At 67.6% G+C, this 17,483-nt stretch carries 20 protein-coding genes; 13 read left to right on the top strand and 7 right to left on the bottom strand.

What is annotated here, in order from left to right:
- Position 1: 1 nt before the first annotated feature.
- The 6 genes from tdh to DK847_RS01940 all read left to right on the top strand — a co-directional run bounded on the left by tdh (position 2) and on the right by DK847_RS01940 (position 6,341).
- Positions 2-1,027, top strand: coding sequence for an L-threonine 3-dehydrogenase (gene tdh, locus DK847_RS01965; protein WP_111195924.1), 1,026 nt, complete (start codon positions 2-4; stop codon positions 1,025-1,027).
- 67 nt (positions 1,028-1,094) lie between these two features.
- Entirely contained in the window at positions 1,095-2,141 is a 1,047-nt protein-coding gene (locus DK847_RS01960; RefSeq protein ID WP_111195923.1) for a type III polyketide synthase, read from the top strand.
- Entirely contained in the window at positions 2,138-2,632 is a 495-nt protein-coding gene (locus DK847_RS01955) for an isoprenylcysteine carboxyl methyltransferase family protein (protein ID WP_111195922.1), read from the top strand. Before DK847_RS01960 ends, DK847_RS01955 begins: the two co-directional genes overlap by 4 nt.
- A gap of 47 nt (positions 2,633-2,679) precedes the next feature.
- A complete protein-coding gene (locus DK847_RS01950) occupies positions 2,680-4,161 on the top strand; it encodes a DHA2 family efflux MFS transporter permease subunit (RefSeq protein ID WP_111196320.1) in 1,482 nt (493 codons plus the stop codon).
- A 75-nt stretch (positions 4,162-4,236) separates the two neighbouring features.
- Positions 4,237-5,310 (top strand): flagellar motor protein MotA, encoded by a 1,074-nt coding sequence (locus tag DK847_RS01945; protein ID WP_111195921.1) that lies wholly within the window; start codon positions 4,237-4,239, stop codon positions 5,308-5,310.
- Positions 5,307-6,341 carry a peptidoglycan -binding protein gene (locus DK847_RS01940; protein WP_425358678.1) on the top strand — a complete coding sequence of 345 codons (1,035 nt, stop codon included), beginning with the start codon at positions 5,307-5,309 and terminating at the stop codon, positions 6,339-6,341. Before DK847_RS01945 ends, DK847_RS01940 begins: the two co-directional genes overlap by 4 nt.
- 108 nt (positions 6,342-6,449) lie before the next feature.
- Here the strand turns inward: DK847_RS01940 and DK847_RS01935 are convergent, their stop codons facing one another.
- Positions 6,450-8,243 (bottom strand): ABC transporter transmembrane domain-containing protein, encoded by a 1,794-nt coding sequence (locus DK847_RS01935; RefSeq protein WP_111195919.1) that lies wholly within the window; start codon positions 8,241-8,243, stop codon positions 6,450-6,452.
- Between the two features lie 191 nt (positions 8,244-8,434).
- On the opposite strand from DK847_RS01935, the gene rpmE reads away from it, so the two are divergent.
- On the top strand, positions 8,435-8,656 hold the full coding sequence (rpmE, locus tag DK847_RS01930) for a 50S ribosomal protein L31 (RefSeq protein WP_111195918.1): 222 nt from the start codon (positions 8,435-8,437) through the stop codon (positions 8,654-8,656).
- Between the two features lie 128 nt (positions 8,657-8,784).
- Here rpmE and DK847_RS01925 read toward each other — a convergent pair whose 3' ends face one another.
- The 5 genes from DK847_RS01925 to DK847_RS01905 all read right to left on the bottom strand — a co-directional run bounded on the left by DK847_RS01925 (position 8,785) and on the right by DK847_RS01905 (position 11,900).
- Entirely contained in the window at positions 8,785-9,123 is a 339-nt protein-coding gene (locus DK847_RS01925) for a hypothetical protein (RefSeq protein ID WP_111195917.1), read from the bottom strand.
- A gap of 188 nt (positions 9,124-9,311) precedes the next feature.
- Positions 9,312-9,863 carry a tetratricopeptide repeat protein gene (locus DK847_RS01920; RefSeq protein ID WP_146256008.1) on the bottom strand — a complete coding sequence of 184 codons (552 nt, stop codon included), beginning with the start codon at positions 9,861-9,863 and terminating at the stop codon, positions 9,312-9,314.
- Positions 9,864-9,939: 76 nt separating this feature from the next.
- Complete coding sequence (locus tag DK847_RS01915; protein ID WP_161957101.1) at positions 9,940-10,809, bottom strand: lytic transglycosylase domain-containing protein; 870 nt, start codon at positions 10,807-10,809, stop codon at positions 9,940-9,942.
- A gap of 71 nt (positions 10,810-10,880) precedes the next feature.
- Positions 10,881-11,402, bottom strand: a complete 522-nt coding sequence (gene rcdA / locus DK847_RS01910; RefSeq protein WP_111196319.1) for a protease adaptor protein RcdA — start codon at positions 11,400-11,402, stop codon at positions 10,881-10,883.
- A 312-nt stretch (positions 11,403-11,714) separates the two neighbouring features.
- Positions 11,715-11,900, bottom strand: a complete 186-nt coding sequence (locus tag DK847_RS01905) for a DUF1192 domain-containing protein (protein ID WP_111195914.1) — start codon at positions 11,898-11,900, stop codon at positions 11,715-11,717.
- A 97-nt stretch (positions 11,901-11,997) separates the two neighbouring features.
- Between DK847_RS01905 and DK847_RS01900 the strand changes: the two genes are divergently transcribed.
- Positions 11,998-12,981: an NAD(P)H-quinone oxidoreductase gene (locus DK847_RS01900; protein WP_425358670.1), complete on the top strand. Its 984-nt coding sequence runs from the start codon at positions 11,998-12,000 to the stop codon at positions 12,979-12,981.
- A 41-nt stretch (positions 12,982-13,022) separates the two neighbouring features.
- Here DK847_RS01900 and DK847_RS01895 read toward each other — a convergent pair whose 3' ends face one another.
- On the bottom strand, positions 13,023-13,826 hold the full coding sequence (locus DK847_RS01895; RefSeq protein ID WP_111195913.1) for a DUF2189 domain-containing protein: 804 nt from the start codon (positions 13,824-13,826) through the stop codon (positions 13,023-13,025).
- A gap of 102 nt (positions 13,827-13,928) precedes the next feature.
- Between DK847_RS01895 and DK847_RS01890 the strand changes: the two genes are divergently transcribed.
- From DK847_RS01890 to DK847_RS01870, 5 genes are all read left to right on the top strand, one after another.
- Positions 13,929-15,086, top strand: coding sequence for an MFS transporter (locus tag DK847_RS01890; RefSeq protein WP_111195912.1), 1,158 nt, complete (start codon positions 13,929-13,931; stop codon positions 15,084-15,086).
- A 14-nt stretch (positions 15,087-15,100) separates the two neighbouring features.
- A complete protein-coding gene (locus tag DK847_RS01885; RefSeq protein WP_111195911.1) occupies positions 15,101-15,838 on the top strand; it encodes an SDR family NAD(P)-dependent oxidoreductase in 738 nt (245 codons plus the stop codon).
- 22 nt (positions 15,839-15,860) lie between these two features.
- Positions 15,861-16,634, top strand: coding sequence for an SDR family NAD(P)-dependent oxidoreductase (locus DK847_RS01880; RefSeq protein ID WP_111195910.1), 774 nt, complete (start codon positions 15,861-15,863; stop codon positions 16,632-16,634).
- Positions 16,631-17,071 carry a GNAT family N-acetyltransferase gene (locus DK847_RS01875; protein WP_111195909.1) on the top strand — a complete coding sequence of 147 codons (441 nt, stop codon included), beginning with the start codon at positions 16,631-16,633 and terminating at the stop codon, positions 17,069-17,071. Before DK847_RS01880 ends, DK847_RS01875 begins: the two co-directional genes overlap by 4 nt.
- Before the next feature lie 94 nt (positions 17,072-17,165).
- Positions 17,166-17,477, top strand: a complete 312-nt coding sequence (locus tag DK847_RS01870) for a hypothetical protein (RefSeq protein WP_111195908.1) — start codon at positions 17,166-17,168, stop codon at positions 17,475-17,477.
- Positions 17,478-17,483 lie beyond the last annotated feature (6 nt).

Below are 17,483 nucleotides of genomic sequence, written 5' to 3'. Positions count from 1 at the left end.
CATGCGGGCACTGGTGAAGGCCGAACGCGCCGAAGGCCTCGAGATGCGGGACGAGCCGGTGCCGCAGATCGGCCCGGACGACATCCTCATCAAGGTGGCGAAGACCGGCATCTGCGGCACCGACCTCCATATCTGGAAGTGGGATGAGTGGGCGCAGAAGACGATCCCCGTACCCATGGTGGTGGGCCATGAATTCGCCGGCGTGGTGACCGACGTCGGCTCCCACGTGCGCACCGTGAAGGTGGGCGACCGCGTGTCGGGCGAGGGACACCTCATCGGGATGAAGAGCCGCATGGCGCGGGCGGGGCACTTCCACCTCGATCCCGAAACCAAGGGCATCGGCGTCAACCTGCCCGGCGCCTTCGCGGACTATCTCAAGATCCCGGCCTTCAACGCCATTCACCTGCCCCCCGAGGTCGATGACGAGATCGGCGCCATTCTCGACCCGCTGGGCAATGCGGTTCACACCGCACTCTCCTTCGACCTCGTGGGCGAGGACGTGCTGATCACCGGGGCGGGCCCCATCGGCATCATGGCCGCGGCCGTGTGCCGCCATGTCGGTGCGCGGCACATCGTGGTGACGGACATCAACGATTACCGCCTCGAGCTGTGCAACCAGGTGACGGATGCCGTGACGGTCAACGTCTCGCGCGAGGACTTGCACGACGTGATGCACCGGCTGCGCATGAGCGAGGGCTTCGACATCGGCCTCGAGATGTCGGGGGCGCCGAAGGCCTTCGACCAGATGGTGGACCGCATGATCATGGGCGGCAAGATCGCCATGCTCGGCATTCCGTCGGGGCCGACGACGGTCGACTGGAACCGGGTGATCTTCAAGTCCCTCACCATCAAGGGCATCTATGGCCGCGAGATGTTCGAGACCTGGTACAAGATGATCGCCATGCTGCAGTCGGGCCTCGATGTGCGCAAGGTGATCACCCACCGCATGAAGGCCGGGGACTATGCCCAGGGCTTCGCGCTGATGAAGCAGGGAAGCTGCGGCAAGGTGGTGCTGGACTGGGGCTGAGGGAATGGCGGTGATCCGCCGGGCGTAACATTTCGTTGGGAAGGGAATTGAACGAGGTGAGCCGCCCATGCTGAAGGCCCGAATCGTGTCGCTGGCCACCGCCGTGCCGCCGCATGTGATCAGCCAGTCGGATGCCGCATCCTTCGCCACCGCCGCCTTCGGCGGGCGTTTCGACGGCTTCGAGCAGGTTGCGGGCGTGTTCATGACGTCGGGCATCCGCCGCCGCCGTGCGGTGCGGCCGCTCGAATGGTACATGCAGCCGCTCGGCTGGCCGGAGCGCAGCGAGGCCTATGTCGACGGCGCCTGCAGGATGTTCGCTGATGCAGCCGGCCGGGCCCTGGACAACGCAAGGCTGAGGGCCTGCGACATCGACACGGTGGTGACCGTGTCCTCGACGGGGGTCACCACGCCGAGCCTCGAGGTCCGTGTCGCGGGCCAAATGGGCTTCCGGCCGGACGTCGAGCGCGTGCCGGTGTTCGGCCTCGGCTGCGCCGGCGGGGTGTCCGGCCTCTCCATCGCGGCGCGGCTGGCGCAATCCCGGCCGGGCTCCAATGTGCTGCTGGTCGCGGTCGAGGCCTGCACCCTGTCGTTCCGCGCCGACCAGCTCACCAAGGCCAATGTGGTGGCAACCGCGCTGTTCGGCGATGGCGCCGCGGCACTGGTGCTCAGGGCGGAGGACGGCGATGGCGCGGAAATCGAATCGACGGCGCAACATACGTGGCCCGATACGCTCGACATCATGGGCTGGTCGGTCGACGCCGAGGGCCTGGGCGTGATCTTCGACCGCTCGATTCCGCCCTTCGCGGAAGAGCATTTCGGGCCGGCGGCGCGCGCGATGCTGGCGCGCGCAGGGTTGAACCTGCCGGACATCGAGCGCTTCGTGTGCCATCCCGGTGGGGCCAAGGTGGTGACGGCGCTGGAGCGGGCGCTGCAGTTGCCGCAGGGCCTGCTGGCCGATGAGCGCGCCGTGCTGGAGGATTATGGCAACATGTCCGCCCCCACCGTGTTCTTCGTGCTGGAGCGGGCGCTCGCCACCGGCCTGCCGCGGCGCACGCTGATGACGGCGATGGGCCCCGGCTTCACGGCGGCCACCGCCACGTTGCGCGCCGCATGACGCCCGCCATCCTGCTGCTCGCCTTCGTGACGGTGGAGCGCCTCGCCGAACTGGTGCTGGCGCGGCGCAACACCAGGGCCCTGCTGGCGCAGGGGGCCGTCGAGCATGCGCCCGGACATTATCCGCTGATCGTGCTGCTGCATGCAGCCTGGCTCGTCGGGCTGTGGGTCTTCGGCTGGGACCAGCCCGTCTCGCCCTTCTGGTTCGCCGTCTTCGTGCTGCTGCAGGCGGCGCGCATATGGGTGCTGGCGACGCTGGGGCCGCGCTGGACCACGCGCATCATCGTGCTGCCCGGCGCAGCGCTCGTTGCGAAGGGGCCCTATCGCTTCGTGTCGCACCCCAATTACCTGGTGGTGATCGGCGAGATCGCGGTGTTGCCGCTGTGCTTCGGGCTCACGTGGTTCGCCATCCTGTTCTCGCTCGCCAATGCGGCGATCCTGACCATCCGCATCAGGGCGGAGAGTGCGGCGCTGGCGGGCACGCCGCCGTGAACCACGCGCCGGAGCGCGTGTCGGCCGCAACCTGGATCGGCTTCGCCATGATGGCGCTCGGCATGTTCATGGCCATCCTCGACATCCAGGTGGTGGCCACTTCGCTGCCAACCATCCAGTCGGCGCTGGGCATCGCGCCGGAGCTGATGAGCTGGATCCAGACGGCCTATCTCATCGCCGAGATCATCGCCATTCCGCTCACCGGCGTCCTCACCCGGCTGTTCGGCATGCGCTGGCTGTTCATCGTGTCGATCACGGTGTTCACCATCGCCTCGGCCGGCTGTGCTGCGAGCACCGGCTTCGGCAGCCTGATCTTCTGGCGCGTGGTGCAGGGCTTTTCGGGGGGCTCGCTGATCCCCGCGGTGTTCTCCGCCGTCTTCCTGCTGTTCCCGGTGAGGCAGCAGGGCCTGGCCACCACCATCGCCGGCGTGCTGGCCGTGCTGGCGCCGACCATCGGGCCGGTGGTCGGCGGCTGGGTGACCGAGAGCTGGTCATGGCACATGCTGTTCCTCATCAACATCCTGCCCGGCATCGTGGCGGCGCTGGCGGCGGGACTGTTCCTGCCGCGCTCGCCCGTCAATCCCGCCGAGCTGCGGCGGCTGGACTTCGCCGGGCTCCTGCTCCTCGCGCTGGCGCTGGCCGCGCTCGAGATCGGGCTCAAGGAAGCGCCTGGGCGTGGCTGGCTGTCCGGCGTGGTGGTGGCGCTTCTGGTGCTGAGTGCGGCCTCTGCCGCGGGCTTCGCCGCGCGCTCGCTGACGGGAGCGCACCCCATCGCCGACCTGCGCCTGTTCCGCGAACGGAATTTCCTCGTCGGCTGCATCATGAGCTTTGCCCTGGGCGTGGGGCTGTTCGGGTCGGTCTACCTGATGCCGGTGTTCCTGGCCTTCGTGCGCGGCCACGGGGCGCTGGAGATCGGGCGCATCATGCTGGTGACGGGGGCGACGCAGCTGGTGATGGCGCCCATCGCGGTGCAGCTCGACAAGCGGCTCGACCCGCGGCTGCTCTCCGCGCTGGGCTTCCTCGCCTTCGCCAGCGGACTTGCGCTGAGCGGCTTCCAGACGCCGGCGACGGATTACGACGAGATGTTCTGGCCGCAGGTGGTGCGTGGCGCGGCGATCATGTTCTGCCTGCTGCCGCCCACGAGGCTTGCGCTGGGCCTCATCGATGACGCGCGCGTGCCCGATGCCAGCGGGTTGTTCAACCTGATGCGCAACCTCGGCGGGGCCATTGGCATCGCGCTCATCGACACCGTGCTCTATGGGCGCGCCCCGCTGCTGGGCGACCGGCTGGTGGAGCAGATGAAGGGCGGCAGTGACGCGGCAGCCGGCTACGTCGGCATTCCGCTCGATGACTTCGCCGCACTGGCCCAGGGATCGATGGACATCGATGCACTGGGCGAGCTGCAGGACAAGGTGGAAAAGGCGGCGCTGGCCATGGCCGCGAACGAGGCGTGGCTGATGCTGGCCGGCATCACGCTCGCGGCCATGCTGGCGCTTCTGGCGGCACGGCGGCCTGCAGCCTCGGCCTGAAAATCCTTCCCGCTTCGCCGCGCAATGGTCTAGATTTGCCGCCACAAGCAATCGCGCAGCGCGACGGGATTTGAAATGGCTGAGCCAGCGGCAACACAACCCCTTGATCCGCCACGGGTTTACCTCGTGCACATGACGGTCTTCGTGCTGCTGGTGGCGATCCTCGTGGTGGTCATCCTGCCGGGGCTGCTCAGGGCCTTCATGGCCAACCCGATGCTCAATGGCGTGATCGTTGCAACGCTGCTGTTCGGCATCATCCATTCCTTCCGCATGGTGTGGCGGCTGTTCCGTGAGGTGAACTGGGTCAACCGCTTCCGCGAGGGCGACCCGGATGACAACGGCCGGCCGCCGGGCCTGCTGGCCCCCATGGCCTTCCTGCTCAAGAACCGGCAGGACGCCGTGCTGTCGCCCGTCACCATGCGCTCGGTCCTCGACTCGCTCGCCTCGCGCCTCGATGAATCGCGCGACCTGTCGCGCTATCTCGTCGGCCTTCTCATCTTCCTCGGCCTGCTCGGCACCTTCTGGGGCCTGCTCGAAACCGTGCAGTCGATCGGCGGCGCCATCGAGGGGCTGGACGTCTCCTCCACCCAGTCGGCGACCTTGTTCGACCAGCTGAAGCGCGGGCTGCAGGCGCCCTTGCAGGGCATGGGCCTGTCCTTCTCGTCCTCGCTGCTCGGCCTTTCGGGCTCGCTGATCCTCGGCTTCCTCGACCTCAAGGCGGCGCAGGCGCAGAACCGCTTCTACATCGACCTCGAGGACTGGCTGTCCTCGATCACCGACGTGGCGGCGGGCGCCGGCGGTGACGCGGCCTTGCAGGGCGCCAATGCCGCCAGCATCACGCCGCAGCTGCTGCGCTCCGAGGTGGCCGCCCTGCAGCGCGCGGTCGAGAAGCTGACCTATGTGATCGAGGGCCAGCGGGCCACCGCCTCTCCCGCCGCCGCCGCACCGCGGCCCGACGGCGACTCGATCGAGCAGCTGGCGGACGCCGTGGCGGGCCTCGTCGCCCAGATGCGCGAGGAGCAGAAGATCGTGCGGCAATGGGCGCAGGGCCAGCAGACCCAGCAGAACGAGATCCAGCGCCTGCTGATCCGTGCCACCGGCCCGCTGTCGCGCGGCGCCACGCGGGCGCGCGAGGATGAGCGGCCCTGATGGCAGGGCTCAACCGCAGGCGCGGGCGCGGCAGCGAGGAGGCCTACTGGCCGGGCTTCGTCGACGCCATGGCGCAGCTGCTGCTGGTCATCACCTTCCTGCTCTCGGTGTTCATCGTGTCGCAGTTCCTGCTGGCGCGGCAGATCACCGGGCAGGACTCCGCCCTCGGGCAACTGCGCGCGCAGATCGCGGAGCTGACGCAGCTGCTGGCGCTGGAAAAGGCGGCCAAGGCCGATGTGGAAGGCTCGCTGCTCGCCCTGCAGGACGACTTCGCGGCGGAGAAGAACAAGAATGCCTCGCTCTCCGCCATGCTCGAGGGCGAAGGTGCGAAGGGCGATGCGGCGAGCCTGACGATCTCCGGCCTGCAGACCTCGCTCGACAAGGAGAAGACCATCTCGTCCGAGGCGCTGGCCAAGGTCGAGTTGCTGAACCAGCAGATCGCCGCCATGCGCCGGCAGCTGCAGACGCTGAATGCGCTGCTGTCCGACGCCGAGAGCAAGAACAAGGCATCGGAAGCCCAGATCGCCGATCTCGGCAAGAGGCTCAATTCGGCGCTCGCCCAGCGGGTGCAGGAACTGACGCGCTATCGCTCGGAATTCTTCGGCCGGCTGCGGCAGATCCTGTCGCAGCGTTCCGACATCCTGGTGGTGGGCGACCGTTTCGTGTTCCAGGCCGAGGTGCTGTTCCCCAAGGGCCAGGCGACGCTCAACCCCGAGGGCCAGGCCGAGATGCTGAAGCTCGCCGACGCGCTGAAGCAGCTCGAGAAGGAAATCCCGCCGGACATCGCCTGGGTGCTGCGCGTCGACGGCCATACCGACAATGACCCGATCACCTCGGCGCAGTTCAAGTCCAACTGGGAGCTCTCGGCGGCGCGCGCCATCGCGGTCGTCAACTTCCTCATCGCCAACGGCGTGTCGCCGCAGCACCTCGTCGCCGCGGGCTTCGGCGAGTTCCAGCCCATCGACCCGGGATCGACGGAAGAGGCGAAGTCGCGCAACCGCCGGATCGAGCTGAAGCTGACGGAGAGGTGATCCTCGTCTTGCCGTCACCCCGGCGAAAGCCGGGGCTCCGCTGCGGGCCTTTCACGAGGGGTCTTGGCTTTCGCCGGGATGACGGACGGTGTGAGAGGGGAGCTTGTCCTACTCCGCCGCCTGTGCCGTGAACTGCAGCTTGGCGAGCCTCGCATAGAGCGGGCTCGTGGTGATCAGTTCCGCGTGGGTGCCCTCGGCGACGAGTTCGCCGCCGTCGAGCACCAGGATGCGGTCGGCATTCCTCACCGTGGCGAGGCGATGGGCGATGACCAGCGTGGTGCGGTTGGCCGTGAGCTTCTCGATGGCCTGCTGGATGAAGGCCTCGCTCTCGGCATCGAGCGCGCTCGTCGCCTCGTCGAGCAGCAGGATCGGTGCGTCGCGCAGGATGGCGCGGGCGATGGCGATGCGCTGGCGCTGGCCGCCGGACAGCGTGACGCCGCGCTCGCCCACCTGCGTATCGTAGCCCTGCGGCAGGCGCTCGGCGAACTCGTCGACGCGCGCCGCGCGAGCGGCCTCCAGCACGTCCTCCGCACTGGCCTCCGGCTTGCCGAAGCGGATGTTGTCCATGATGGTGCCGGAGAAGATGACGGTCTCCTGCGGCACCACGGCGATGCGTTCGCGCACGTCCTGCGGCACGGCCTTCCTCACATCCACCCCGTCGACCGTGACGGTGCCCTTCTGCGGATCGAAGAAGCGCTGGACGAGGGCGAAGATGGTGGTCTTGCCGGCGCCTGAAGGGCCGACGATGGCCACCGTCTCGCCGGTCCTGACCGCGAAGGAGACATCGATCAGCGCATTCTCCTCCGGCCTCGTCGGGTAGGCGAAGGTGACATGCTCGAGCGCCAGCCGGCCCTGCGGCGGCCGCGGCATGGGCTGGGGCACGGCGGGCGCGGTGATGAGGGGCTTCTCGTCGAGCAGCTCCGAGATGCGCTCGGCAGCACCCGCGGCAAGCTGCACCTCGCCCCAGACCTCAGAGAGCTGGCCCATCGAGGAGGCGGCGAGGATGGCATAGATCAGGAACTGGCTGAGCGTGCCGGGCGACATCGACCCCGAGATCACGTTGCTGGCACCATACCACAGCAGGACAACGACGGCGCCGGCCGCAACGCCGATGATGAGTGCGGTGAGCACGGCGCGCGCGAAGGTGCGCTTGGCGGCGGCGCCGAAGGCGGTGGCGGTCGCATCGCTGAACAGGGTGCGGGCCGCCTGTTCCTGGACATTGGCCTGCACGGTGGAGACGGCGACGAGGCGCTCCTGCGCGAAGGCGGCGGAAGAGGCCAGCGTGTCCTGCGCGAGGCGCGACAGGCTGCGCACCCGGCGGCCATAGGTGACGAGCGGCAGCACGATGAGCGGCAGGGCCAGCAGCGACAGGCCGGCGAGCTTCGGGCTCGAGGCCACCATCATCACGATGGTGCCGATGAGCATGACCATGTTGCGCAGCGCGATGGAGGCGGTGGAGGAAAAGGCCGACTTGATCTGGGTGGTGTCGGCGGTGAGGCGCGACAGCACCTCGCCCGAGCGCTGGGTCTCGAAGAAGCCGGGGCTGAGGCTGAGGAGGTGGCTGAAGATGGCGTCGCGGATGTCGGCCACCACGCGTTCGCCGATCCACATGACGAAATAGAAGCGCAGCGCCGAGCCGACGGCGAGCACGATGACCACCGCCAGCATGGCGAGGAAATACTTGTCGACGAGGAGCGCGTTCTCGGCGGTGAAGCCGTTGTCGATGATGCGGCGCACCGCGACCGGCACGGCCAGCGTCGCGCCGGCGGCGGCCAGCAGCGCCACCAGCGCGAAGACCATCTGCCGGCGATAGGGCCGCAGGAAGGGCGTGAGGCGCAGGAGGGGGCGCAGGTTCCGGCTCTTGGGACGGCGCCGGGCCTCGTCTTCATAGGGGTTGCTCATGGGCCGTGTTCTAGCGGATGGTGCAGAGAATGGAAGCGGGGGCCAGGGCGCTGGGGCAGGCCGCCGCAGCCTGTCCCCAGCCCGGGCGCGGCGGCCTTGCGCGTGCCCGGCAACTCCTGTATAGCCCCCGCCGAACCCGGAATTCGGACGTCCCCAGCGGGGTGTTTCCCGCCATCGAGAGAGTATTCGCCATGAAGCAAGGCATCCACCCCGACTACCACATGATCAACGTGGTCATGACCGACGGCACCACCTTCCAGACCCGCACCACCTGGGGCAAGGAAGGCGACACGATGAACCTCGATATCGACCCCAAGTCGCACCCGGCCTGGACCGGCGGCCAGCAGACCCTGCTCGACCGCGGCGGCCGCGTCTCCAAGTTCAATCAGAAGTTCTCGTTCCTCAACAAGTAATCCGTCCGCGCCGCGCGGAGATGCAGAGCCCGGCCGCAAGGCCGGGCTTTTTTGTTGGCCGGGCAATGGCGGCAACAAAAAAGGCGCCCCGCGGGGCGCCTTGAACATTCGGAGAGTGCCGTCAGCCGTCAGCGGCTGGCCTTGGCGGCCGACGGGGCTTCGCCGCCGTCATAGCCCGGAAGCTCCGGATCCTCGAGGTCGGGAACGTCGTCCTTGCCCGGGCCGCCCTTGGTGATGGGGGTGCTGAGCGAGGCAACCGACATGGCGGCAGAGCCGTCGCCACCCTCGGACGTGTCCTGAGCGGCCGAGGACGAACCGGGCGGCAGCAGGCCATAGGTCGAGGTCGATTCGTTGTGGAGGCGCTCTTCGGCGGCCTGGGCGGTGCCAGCCGACAGCATGAGCACCGATGCACCGCTCATCACGGTGAGCAGGGACAGAGCCCGCAGTGCCTTGAACGTCCTTGCCATCAACCTTACCTCTTCACCATGCAGAGCCGCGCGCTGGCAGAACTGCTATACGTAATCCTGCATAGTCAAATATACATGACGGCTAAAATTGCAAGCGAAAACGTAAATCCGCTTGAACGATATTCTCAGCATTTACAGCAGTATAAGTACCTAAGGTGGAAATTTCTCCACCAAGTTGAAAAGTCCGCCTACTGCGCGGACTTCTGCTCCAGCTTGCTGATGCGCTGGCGGATCATGTCGGCGCTGGAGGCCGGCGGATTGCGGGCGAGGGCGGCCTTGAAGTCGGCAATCGCGGCCTTGTCGTCCTTCTTCTGGGCCTCGATCATGGCGCGAAGCGAATAGAGACCCCAGCGGTCGGGCGCCAGGGCGATGGCCGAGGACAGGTCTGCGATGGCCTTGTCATGCTGCAGGGCGCGGTTGTAGCCGAGCGCCCGGAAGGCAAAGGCCTCCATCAGGCGCGGATCGAGTTCGATGGCCTTGGAGACATCCGCCATGATGAGGGCCTGGTCGGCCTGGGGATTGGCGGAGCCGACGAGGGCGCGCCGGTAATAGGCATAGGCCGTGTCGCTGGCGCTCGCCTGCTTGCCGTCGATCACGGCGGTGCAGGCCGCGAGAAGGGACGCGTTGGTCACCTGGGCGGTGCTGCGGCAGTCCTCGACCGCGCCGGCATGGGCGGCGGCGGACAGTCCGGCCAGCAGCAGGGCGGGGGCCAGGGCGCGGAGAATGGTGCGAAACGTCACGGGCGGGCCCTTCGTCAAATCAGCATGCCGGCGCAATAGACCACAGGCTCGGCGAGGTGGCAAACCGCTGCGGCGGTCAGTTGCGCGCGACGAGGCAGACGCCGCCGCGGGCGGTGAGTTCGCGGCACAGCTGCTGGGCCTCGGCACGGGTGTCGCGGCCGATCATCACCCGCACCATCTTGCGCCGGCCCATGGAGCGGTTGAGCTTGCGGATGACCAGCGGGTCCTCGTCCCTGATGATGTCGAAACGGTTGCGGATGACGCGGAAGGCCTGCAGTGCGCGGGCCTGGCTGAAGCCGCCGGTCAGCACCACGCCCCATGGCTTCCAGTTCGCCTGCTTCACCTCGACCGCCTGGGGCGAGAGTTCCCGCATCACCAGGCTGCGGCACTGGTCGGCAAAGCTGCCCTCCTTGCCCAGCGCCGGTATGTCGAAGCTGGCCTTGTCCTCCTTCCATTCGTCATGGCCGTGGCCGGTGATGGAATAGACGTAGTCCTGCGTCTCGTAGGGCAGGCCGCCCTTGCCCGAGAGCCATTTGCGCACCCGCTCCTCGCCGGCGTTGTAGGCCGCGGCGGCGAGCCCGAGGTTGCCGAAGCTGCTGCGCAGCTCCGCCAGATAGGCAATCGAGGCGGCCAGGGCCTTGTCGGTGTCGAACGGGTCATCGAGGCCACGGAGCTTCGCGGTACCGGGCATGAACTGGGCAATGCCCTGGGCGCCCTTGGGGCTCACCGCGCCGGGGTCGAACAGGCTTTCCTTCCAGATCAGCCGGGCGATGAAGGACTGCGGCAGGCCATGCTCCACGGCGCGGCTGTCGATGGCGGTGCAGACCTTCTCGGCAAAGCTCTTGCGCTCGTCCTCGGTCGAGGGCAGCGGCGGCGGTGCCGCGGCTGCCACCGTGGCGGCGGGCAGCAGGAAAAGCAGGGTTGCAAGGGTCAGTCGCTGGCGCAAGTGCAGGTCCGGTCTTTGACAGGAATGCTTCTGCCGTCAACGCGCCTGCAAGGCAACCGTCCGGAGTGACGTCAGCTGCGGGCGCCGAACACGGCCGCCAGCCGGTCCAGCTGGCTCGACACCGGGCTGGGGGCGGGGGCGGCCACCTCGGCCTTGGCCTGCATGTTCAGCATGGCGTCGAACTTGAGGACGCGCTGGTGCAGCGACAGCGAGCGCTCGATGATGTCGTTCAGCGCCGGCGGCAGCTGTTCCGACCCGTTGAGCGCCTTGCCGCGGCCGATGTCGGCCAGCGAAATGCGGTGGCGCTCCTTCTTCACGTCGTCCTGGCTCATTTCGCCCGCACCGATGGCGCGCTGGAGGAGCAGCCAGGAGGCAAGCTGCATCAGGCGCGTGGTCAGCCGCATGCTTTCGGTGGCATAGGCGACGGCGCCGTGGCGGTCGAGCAGGCGGGCATCCTGCCGGCCCGGACCATCAAGGTAGTTGGCGGTCTCCTCGACCAGGCCCATGCCCTCCCGGAACACCTTGTCGAATTGCTCGGACGCCGTGAAGCGCGACATGAAATCGACGGTGACGGAGGCTCTGGCGGACGGCATGACGGGAATTTCCTCGGGGCTCGCATTTGTCTTGGCACGGAGCTTCGAGCGATCATGAACCGGGTTGTAACCAAGGTCAATGATCGAGCGCTGCCCCGGAATTCCCAAAGCAAGAGCAGTGCCAGACCCAAAAAAAGCCGCGCAAGAGACGCGCGGCTTGAAAGTTTCAAACAGGGAGGCGTCAAACAGAGTGGTGGAGAACCACTCGGAGCAATCCGGTCAAGGATTACAGTTTCAGAGATTATCGTTAATTCCTTACCCAAACCTTAACAGGCGCAACCGGAGGGCCCGGCTTGTGCCAAATTGGGAGGCTCAGGAGCGAAAAAACGCGTCCGCGGCGTTTTTCGACGCCTGCTTGGACTGGATCGCCGCCTTCACCCGCTGGATTTCCGCCTCGAGCTGGCTCACCCGGTGTTCCAATTCGGACACCGACAGGAGGTCGAGGGCTTCGCCCAGCATGACGCCAGTGGGCTTTTTCGGCAGGTCTTCGAAACTCATGGGCGGCACTCCTTTGCGGCGCGGCCATTTTGTCATTGCGGGGGCATGGGGTTCAACCCAAACTGCGAGGACACGTGCCTCAAGAGGACCCTTGCCGATGAAAGACATGACCGCCATCGCCATCACCACCCCCGGCGGCCCGGACGCGCTGGTGCCGGTGACGATCCCCGTGCCGGTGCCGAAGCCCGGGGAAATCCTGGTCAGGGTGAAGGCGGCGGGGGTCAACCGGCCGGACGTGCTGCAGCGCCAGGGGGGCTATCCGCCGCCGCCCGGTGCCCCCGACACGCCAGGCCTCGAGATCGCCGGCGAGGTCGTGGCCTTGGGTGACGGCGTGAAGCGCTATGAGGCAGGCGACCGCGTCTGCGCGCTGGTGCCGGGCGGCGGCTATGCCGAATTCGCGGTGGTGCACGAGGACAACGCCCTGCCGGTTCCCCCCGGCCTCAGCTTCACCGAAGCGGCGGCCATCCCCGAAACCTTCTTCACGGTATGGACCAATGTGTTCGACCGCGGCCGCCTGAGGGAGGGCGAGACGCTGCTGGTGCATGGCGGCTCGAGCGGCATCGGCACCACGGCCATCATGCTGGGCAAGGCCTTCGGGGCGATCGTGGTGGTGACCGCGGGTTCGGCGGAAAAATGCCAGGCCTGCATCGCGCTTGGCGCCGACCTCGCCATCAACTACCGCGACCAGGATTTCGTTGCCGTGCTGGCCGACAAGGGCATCAAGCCCGACGTGATCCTCGACATGGTGGGCGGCGACTACATCGCCAGGAACCTGAAGGCCGTTGCCATGCACGGGCGCATCGTGATGATCGCCTTCCAGAAGGGTTCGCGCGTCGACGTGGACTGGATGCCGCTGATGCTGAAGCGGCTGACCTTCACCGGCTCCACGCTCAGGGCCCGCAGCGTGGCCGAGAAGGCGGAGATCGCGCGGGCGCTGGAACGCAACGTCTGGCCGCTGTTCGGGGCGGAACAGCTGAAGCCGATCATCTTCCGCACCTTCCCGCTCGCCGAGGCCGCCGCCGCCCATGCCCTGATGGAATCGAGCGAGCACATCGGCAAGATCGTGCTGGTCAACGGCTAGCGCAACAGGGCCCGAACGGCGCGCGCACGCTGCGCCAGGGCTCAGCCCTCCGGCGCAACCACCGCCTTGTAGAGGTGCCACGTCGCGTGCCCCAGCACCGGCAGCACCACCAGCAGGCCGAGGAACATCGGCACGAAGGCGAGGAAGGTGAGGGCCACCACGAGGATGCCGAAGCCGATCATCGGCACCGGGTTCTGCAGCACCGCCTTGAAGCTGTAGATGATGCCGGTGATGAGGTCGATCTCGCGGTCGAGCAGCAGCGGGATACCGACCACCGTGGTGCAGAACAGCACGAAGGAAATCGCCGCGCCGACGCCGGTGCCCACCGCGAGGAAGCCGATCCCCTCCGGCGTGGTTGTGACGATGTTGAGGAAGGCCTCGACCGACGAGAAGGACTTGAAGCCGAGGAAGATCGCCAGCAGCATGCGCACCTCGTAGAGCCACATCCAGAAGATGAACAGCACGACGAAGGCCATCCAGGCCACCTGGCGCTTGCGCTGGGCCAGGATCACCGTGAGGATCTCGCCGAAGTTCAGCGGTTCCCCCGCGGCGATGCGTCGGCTCGTTTCATAGAGGCCCACCGCCACGAAGGGCCCGATCAGCGGAAAGCCCACCGCGATGGGGATGATCCACCATGGCTCGTGATAGACCTTGAGCAGCAGGAAGATGGCGATGCCGCCCGCGGCATAGATGCCGCCGAAGAACAGTCCGATCAGCGGCGCCGTGCGGAAATCCCGCCAGCCCGCGGCGAGCGCGGCCCTCACATCGGCGAAGGAGATGGTGTTGATCTTCACCGCCGGTGGGCGCGGCGTGAAGGCAACGGAGTCTTCGCTGGTGGTGGTCATGGGCCCTCCGGTTTCCCGTTCCTGTTGTGGAGCGACAATGGCGCTTGGCGGCGCAGGGCGCAATCCGCTAGGGATGCAGCGCAACATAACGCAGAAGACACGATGACATCCGCCACACCGGCCCTGAAGGCCGCGCACGCGCGCTGGGCCGTCGCCGCCTCATTCCTGCTCATGGGCCTCCTCATCGGGGCCTGGGTGCCGCATGTGCCGCTCGCCAAGGAACGCCTGGGCGTGGGGCCCGGCATCTTCGGCCTGGCGCTGCTGTCGATCGCCGGGGGCGCGGTCATCGCCATGCCTACCGCGGGCGTGCTGATCAACCGCTATGGCAGCGCGCGCATGATCACGCTCACCGGCCTCATGTTCTGCGCCGCCTTCTTCGCGCCGGTGCTGGCGCCGACGCTCGCCACCTTCGCGCTGGGCGGCGCCCTCATGGGCATGGCCATCGGCAGCATGGACGTGGCCATGAACGCCCATGGCATCGCGGTCGAGAAGGCGATGAAGAAGCCCATCATGTCGATGCTGCATGGCGTCTACAGCGTGGGCGCCATGGCCGGCGCCTTCCTGGGCGGCGCGCTGCTGCAGGGCTTCGGCGAGATTGCGCAAACCGTCACCATGGTGGCGATCGCGCTGGTGCTGCTCATCGGGGCCACGCGCTTCTTCCTGCCGGGCAGCATCGACAAGGGCCTCTCGGGTTCGCATTTCGCCTGGCCGACGAAGGCCACCATCGGGCTCGGCCTGCTGTGCTACCTGGCACTGATGATCGAGGGCTCGATCATCGACTGGTCGGCGATCTTCATGCGCGAGACCTTCGCGGTGGAGGCCGGCATCGCCGCGCTGGGCTTCGCCGTCTACCAGGGTGGCATGGCGCTGTCGCGCCTCTCCGGCGACTGGATCAGGCTCAAGGCCGGGGCGGTGCGCATGGTGGCTGTCAGCGCGCTCCTGACCGCCGCGGGCACCGCGCTGTTCCTGGTGGCGCCGACACCGATGATCGCCATCATTGCCTTCTTCATCGCCGGTGTCGGCATCGGCAACGTGGCACCCGTGCTGTTTGCCGGCGGCGGCAGGCTGGAGCCCACGGCGCCGGGCCGCGGCATCGCCGCGGTGACGACGCTGGGCTATACCGGCTTTCTCTCCGGCCCGCCGCTGATCGGCTTCGTGGCGCAGGTGACGAGCCTGACCGCCGCCCTCTTCCTCACCGTCGTCGCAGCGCTTATCATCGCCGTGTTTGCACGTGCAGTGAAGGCAGCTGACACCTATTGAGGGGAGGGACGGCCATGGCGTTCAAAGGCAAGCGGGTGATCATCACCGGCGCGGGGCGGGGACTGGGGGCCGCGCTGGCCGTGGTGCTGGCCGACCAGGGGGCGGATCTTCTCATCACCGGCCGCAGCCGCGAAAACCTCACCGCGGTGGCGGAGGCGATCAAGAACCGCACCGGCCGCAAGCCCGAGGCGCGCCTCCTCGACATGGCGGATGCCTCCGAGGTGACGCTCTTCGCCAAGGGCCTGCGCGACGAGGGAAAGCCCGTCGACATCCTCATCAACAATGCCGCGCAGTGGCTGCCCGGCCGCATGACGGACCATGACGCACTGGCGATCAGCCAGACCATCTCGGCCAATGTCACCGGCACCATGCTGCTGACGCGCGGGCTGGTGCCGCTGCTCGAGAAATCCGGTGCCGGTGACATCATGACCATCGTGTCGATCTCGGGCCTTCCTAACACGCGGCTGCAGACGGCTTCCGTCGCCTATGCCGCCTCGAAGCAGGCGCAGGCGGCGATCAGCGACGGGCTGCGGCAGGAGCTGAAGGGCCGGCCGGTGCGCGTCCAAGCCGTCTTCCCGCCCTATATCGAGGACCTGTCGCCGCTCGACCCGGCCTGGGACAGGCCACGCGACGCGGCGTCCTCCGTCACCAATCGCGACATCGTCGAGACCATCCTCTTCGCGCTGGAGCGCCCGCGCCACGTGACGCTCGCTTCCATCATCATCGACCCGGACACCGGCGGCCTCGCCTGAGACGCCAACAGGAGCTGCCATCTTGAGATTGAAGAAACGCATCGCCATCGTGACCGGTGCCTCGCGCGGCATCGGCCTTGCCATCGCCGAGAGGCTGGCGAAGGAAGGGGCGAGCGTGGTGCTGGCCGACGTGCTCGACAAGGAGGGCAGGGCGGCCGCGAAGCGGCTGGGTGCCGCCTACAGGCATTGCGACGTGGCGAAGGCGGCCGACGTGAAGGCCCTCGTCGCCTTCACGGTAAGGAAGTTTGGCGCCCTCGACATTCTCGTCAACAATGCCGCCGTGTCGTCGAACACCGACTTTCTCGATGTGACGGAAGCCGAGTTCGACCGCGTCATCGGCATCAATCTCAAGGGGTCCTTCCTCATGCTGCAGGCCTCGGCACGGCAGATGCTGAAGCAGGCCGCCGCGGGCCGCAGGCCCGGGGCCATCGTCAACATGTCGTCGGTCAACGACACGCTGGCCATTCCCGGCATCGTCACCTACTGCATGTCGAAGGGCGGCGTCTCGCAGATGACGCGGGCCACCTCCATCGCGCTGGCACCCCATGGCATCCGCGTCAACGCCATCGGCCCCGGCACCATCGACACCGACATGGCGCGCGGCGTGCTGTCCGACAAGGCGGCCATGGACCGCGCCATGTCGCGCACGCCCCTGGGCCGTGCCGGCACGCCGGCCGAGGTTGCCGCCATCGCTGCCTTCCTGGTGTCGGAGGATGCAAGCTACGTCACCGGCGAGACCATCTATGTCGATGGCGGCCGCATGCCGCTGAACTACACGGTTCCGGTGAAGGCATGATCCGCGCCGGGCAGGTTGCCGATCTGCCCGCGCTCACCCGCATCCGCACGGCGGTGACGGAGAACCACCTCTCGGTCGAGGGCATGGCCGCACTCGGCATCACGCATCAGTCGATCGCTGCCGAGCTGAACGACGGGCACCTCGCCTGCTGGGTGGCGATGGAGGGCGATGCCATCGCCGGCTTCTCCATGGCCGACCGGCGCGACGGCTCGATCTTCGCGCTGTTCATGGATGCTGCGCATGAGGGCAAGGGCCATGGCAGCGCGCTGCTCCTGGCCTGCGAGCACTGGCTGAAGCGGCAGGGCCATGCCGAGGCACGGCTTTCGACGGAACGCGACAGCCGTGCCTTCGCCTTCTACCGCCGCCGCGGCTGGCGGGAAGCGGCAGCGGAGCCTGGCCAGCCGCAAGACGACGCTGCGCTGGTGAAGCAGCTCTAGCGCAACACGACCGCAGCACCCGCGTGGGAATTGCCACAGCGGGCGGGCGCCGGGTCGCCTATCCATTGACCATCGCTGTCACTGGAGAACCCCGATGAAGACCATCACGCTCGTGATTGCATCCGTTTCCGCCACGCTGCTCCTCTCCGCGGTCGCCGCGATGAGCGACACCGCGCCGGCTGTGAGGCTTGCCGCCGGAAACTGCCCGGCCACGCTGGCGGGCAAGGGGCAGGCCCCCGCCCTTCTCACCGTCGGCACCAATGCCAGGCCGGTCAACCGCTTCCGCTACAACTATGCGGATGTCACCAATGCCGGGAAGACCTTCGCCAGTGCGCAGGCAACACTGCCCGCCCCGGCGGCGGGCTGTGCAGGAGACGGCAAGACCATTGCGTCCATCATCGATTGAGGGGGT

It is taken from the genome of Aestuariivirga litoralis (assembly GCF_003234965.1).
Classification (GTDB): Bacteria; Pseudomonadota; Alphaproteobacteria; order Rhizobiales; family Aestuariivirgaceae; genus Aestuariivirga; species Aestuariivirga litoralis.
The sequence above is the reverse complement of the archived record's forward strand: the minus strand, read 5'-3'. Positions and strand labels throughout refer to the sequence as shown.

Bases quoted from the DNA above. Each gene is read 5' to 3' on its own strand.
- tdh (WP_111195924.1), top strand. From the start codon at position 2: ATGCGGGCACTGGTGAAGGCCGAACGCGCCGAAGGCCTCGAGATGCGG.
- DK847_RS01960 (WP_111195923.1), top strand. From the start codon at position 1,095: ATGCTGAAGGCCCGAATCGTGTCGCTGGCCACCGCCGTGCCGCCGCAT.
- DK847_RS01955 (WP_111195922.1), top strand. From the start codon at position 2,138: ATGACGCCCGCCATCCTGCTGCTCGCCTTCGTGACGGTGGAGCGCCTC.
- DK847_RS01950 (WP_111196320.1), top strand. From the start codon at position 2,680: ATGATGGCGCTCGGCATGTTCATGGCCATCCTCGACATCCAGGTGGTG.
- DK847_RS01945 (WP_111195921.1), top strand. From the start codon at position 4,237: ATGGCTGAGCCAGCGGCAACACAACCCCTTGATCCGCCACGGGTTTAC.
- DK847_RS01935 (WP_111195919.1), bottom strand. From the start codon at position 8,243: ATGAGCAACCCCTATGAAGACGAGGCCCGGCGCCGTCCCAAGAGCCGG.
- rpmE (WP_111195918.1), top strand. From the start codon at position 8,435: ATGAAGCAAGGCATCCACCCCGACTACCACATGATCAACGTGGTCATG.
- DK847_RS01925 (WP_111195917.1), bottom strand. From the start codon at position 9,123: ATGGCAAGGACGTTCAAGGCACTGCGGGCTCTGTCCCTGCTCACCGTG.
- rcdA (WP_111196319.1), bottom strand. From the start codon at position 11,402: ATGCCGTCCGCCAGAGCCTCCGTCACCGTCGATTTCATGTCGCGCTTC.
- DK847_RS01905 (WP_111195914.1), bottom strand. From the start codon at position 11,900: ATGAGTTTCGAAGACCTGCCGAAAAAGCCCACTGGCGTCATGCTGGGC.
- DK847_RS01900 (WP_425358670.1), top strand. From the start codon at position 11,998: ATGAAAGACATGACCGCCATCGCCATCACCACCCCCGGCGGCCCGGAC.
- DK847_RS01895 (WP_111195913.1), bottom strand. From the start codon at position 13,826: ATGACCACCACCAGCGAAGACTCCGTTGCCTTCACGCCGCGCCCACCG.
- DK847_RS01890 (WP_111195912.1), top strand. From the start codon at position 13,929: ATGACATCCGCCACACCGGCCCTGAAGGCCGCGCACGCGCGCTGGGCC.
- DK847_RS01885 (WP_111195911.1), top strand. From the start codon at position 15,101: ATGGCGTTCAAAGGCAAGCGGGTGATCATCACCGGCGCGGGGCGGGGA.
- DK847_RS01875 (WP_111195909.1), top strand. From the start codon at position 16,631: ATGATCCGCGCCGGGCAGGTTGCCGATCTGCCCGCGCTCACCCGCATC.
- DK847_RS01870 (WP_111195908.1), top strand. From the start codon at position 17,166: ATGAAGACCATCACGCTCGTGATTGCATCCGTTTCCGCCACGCTGCTC.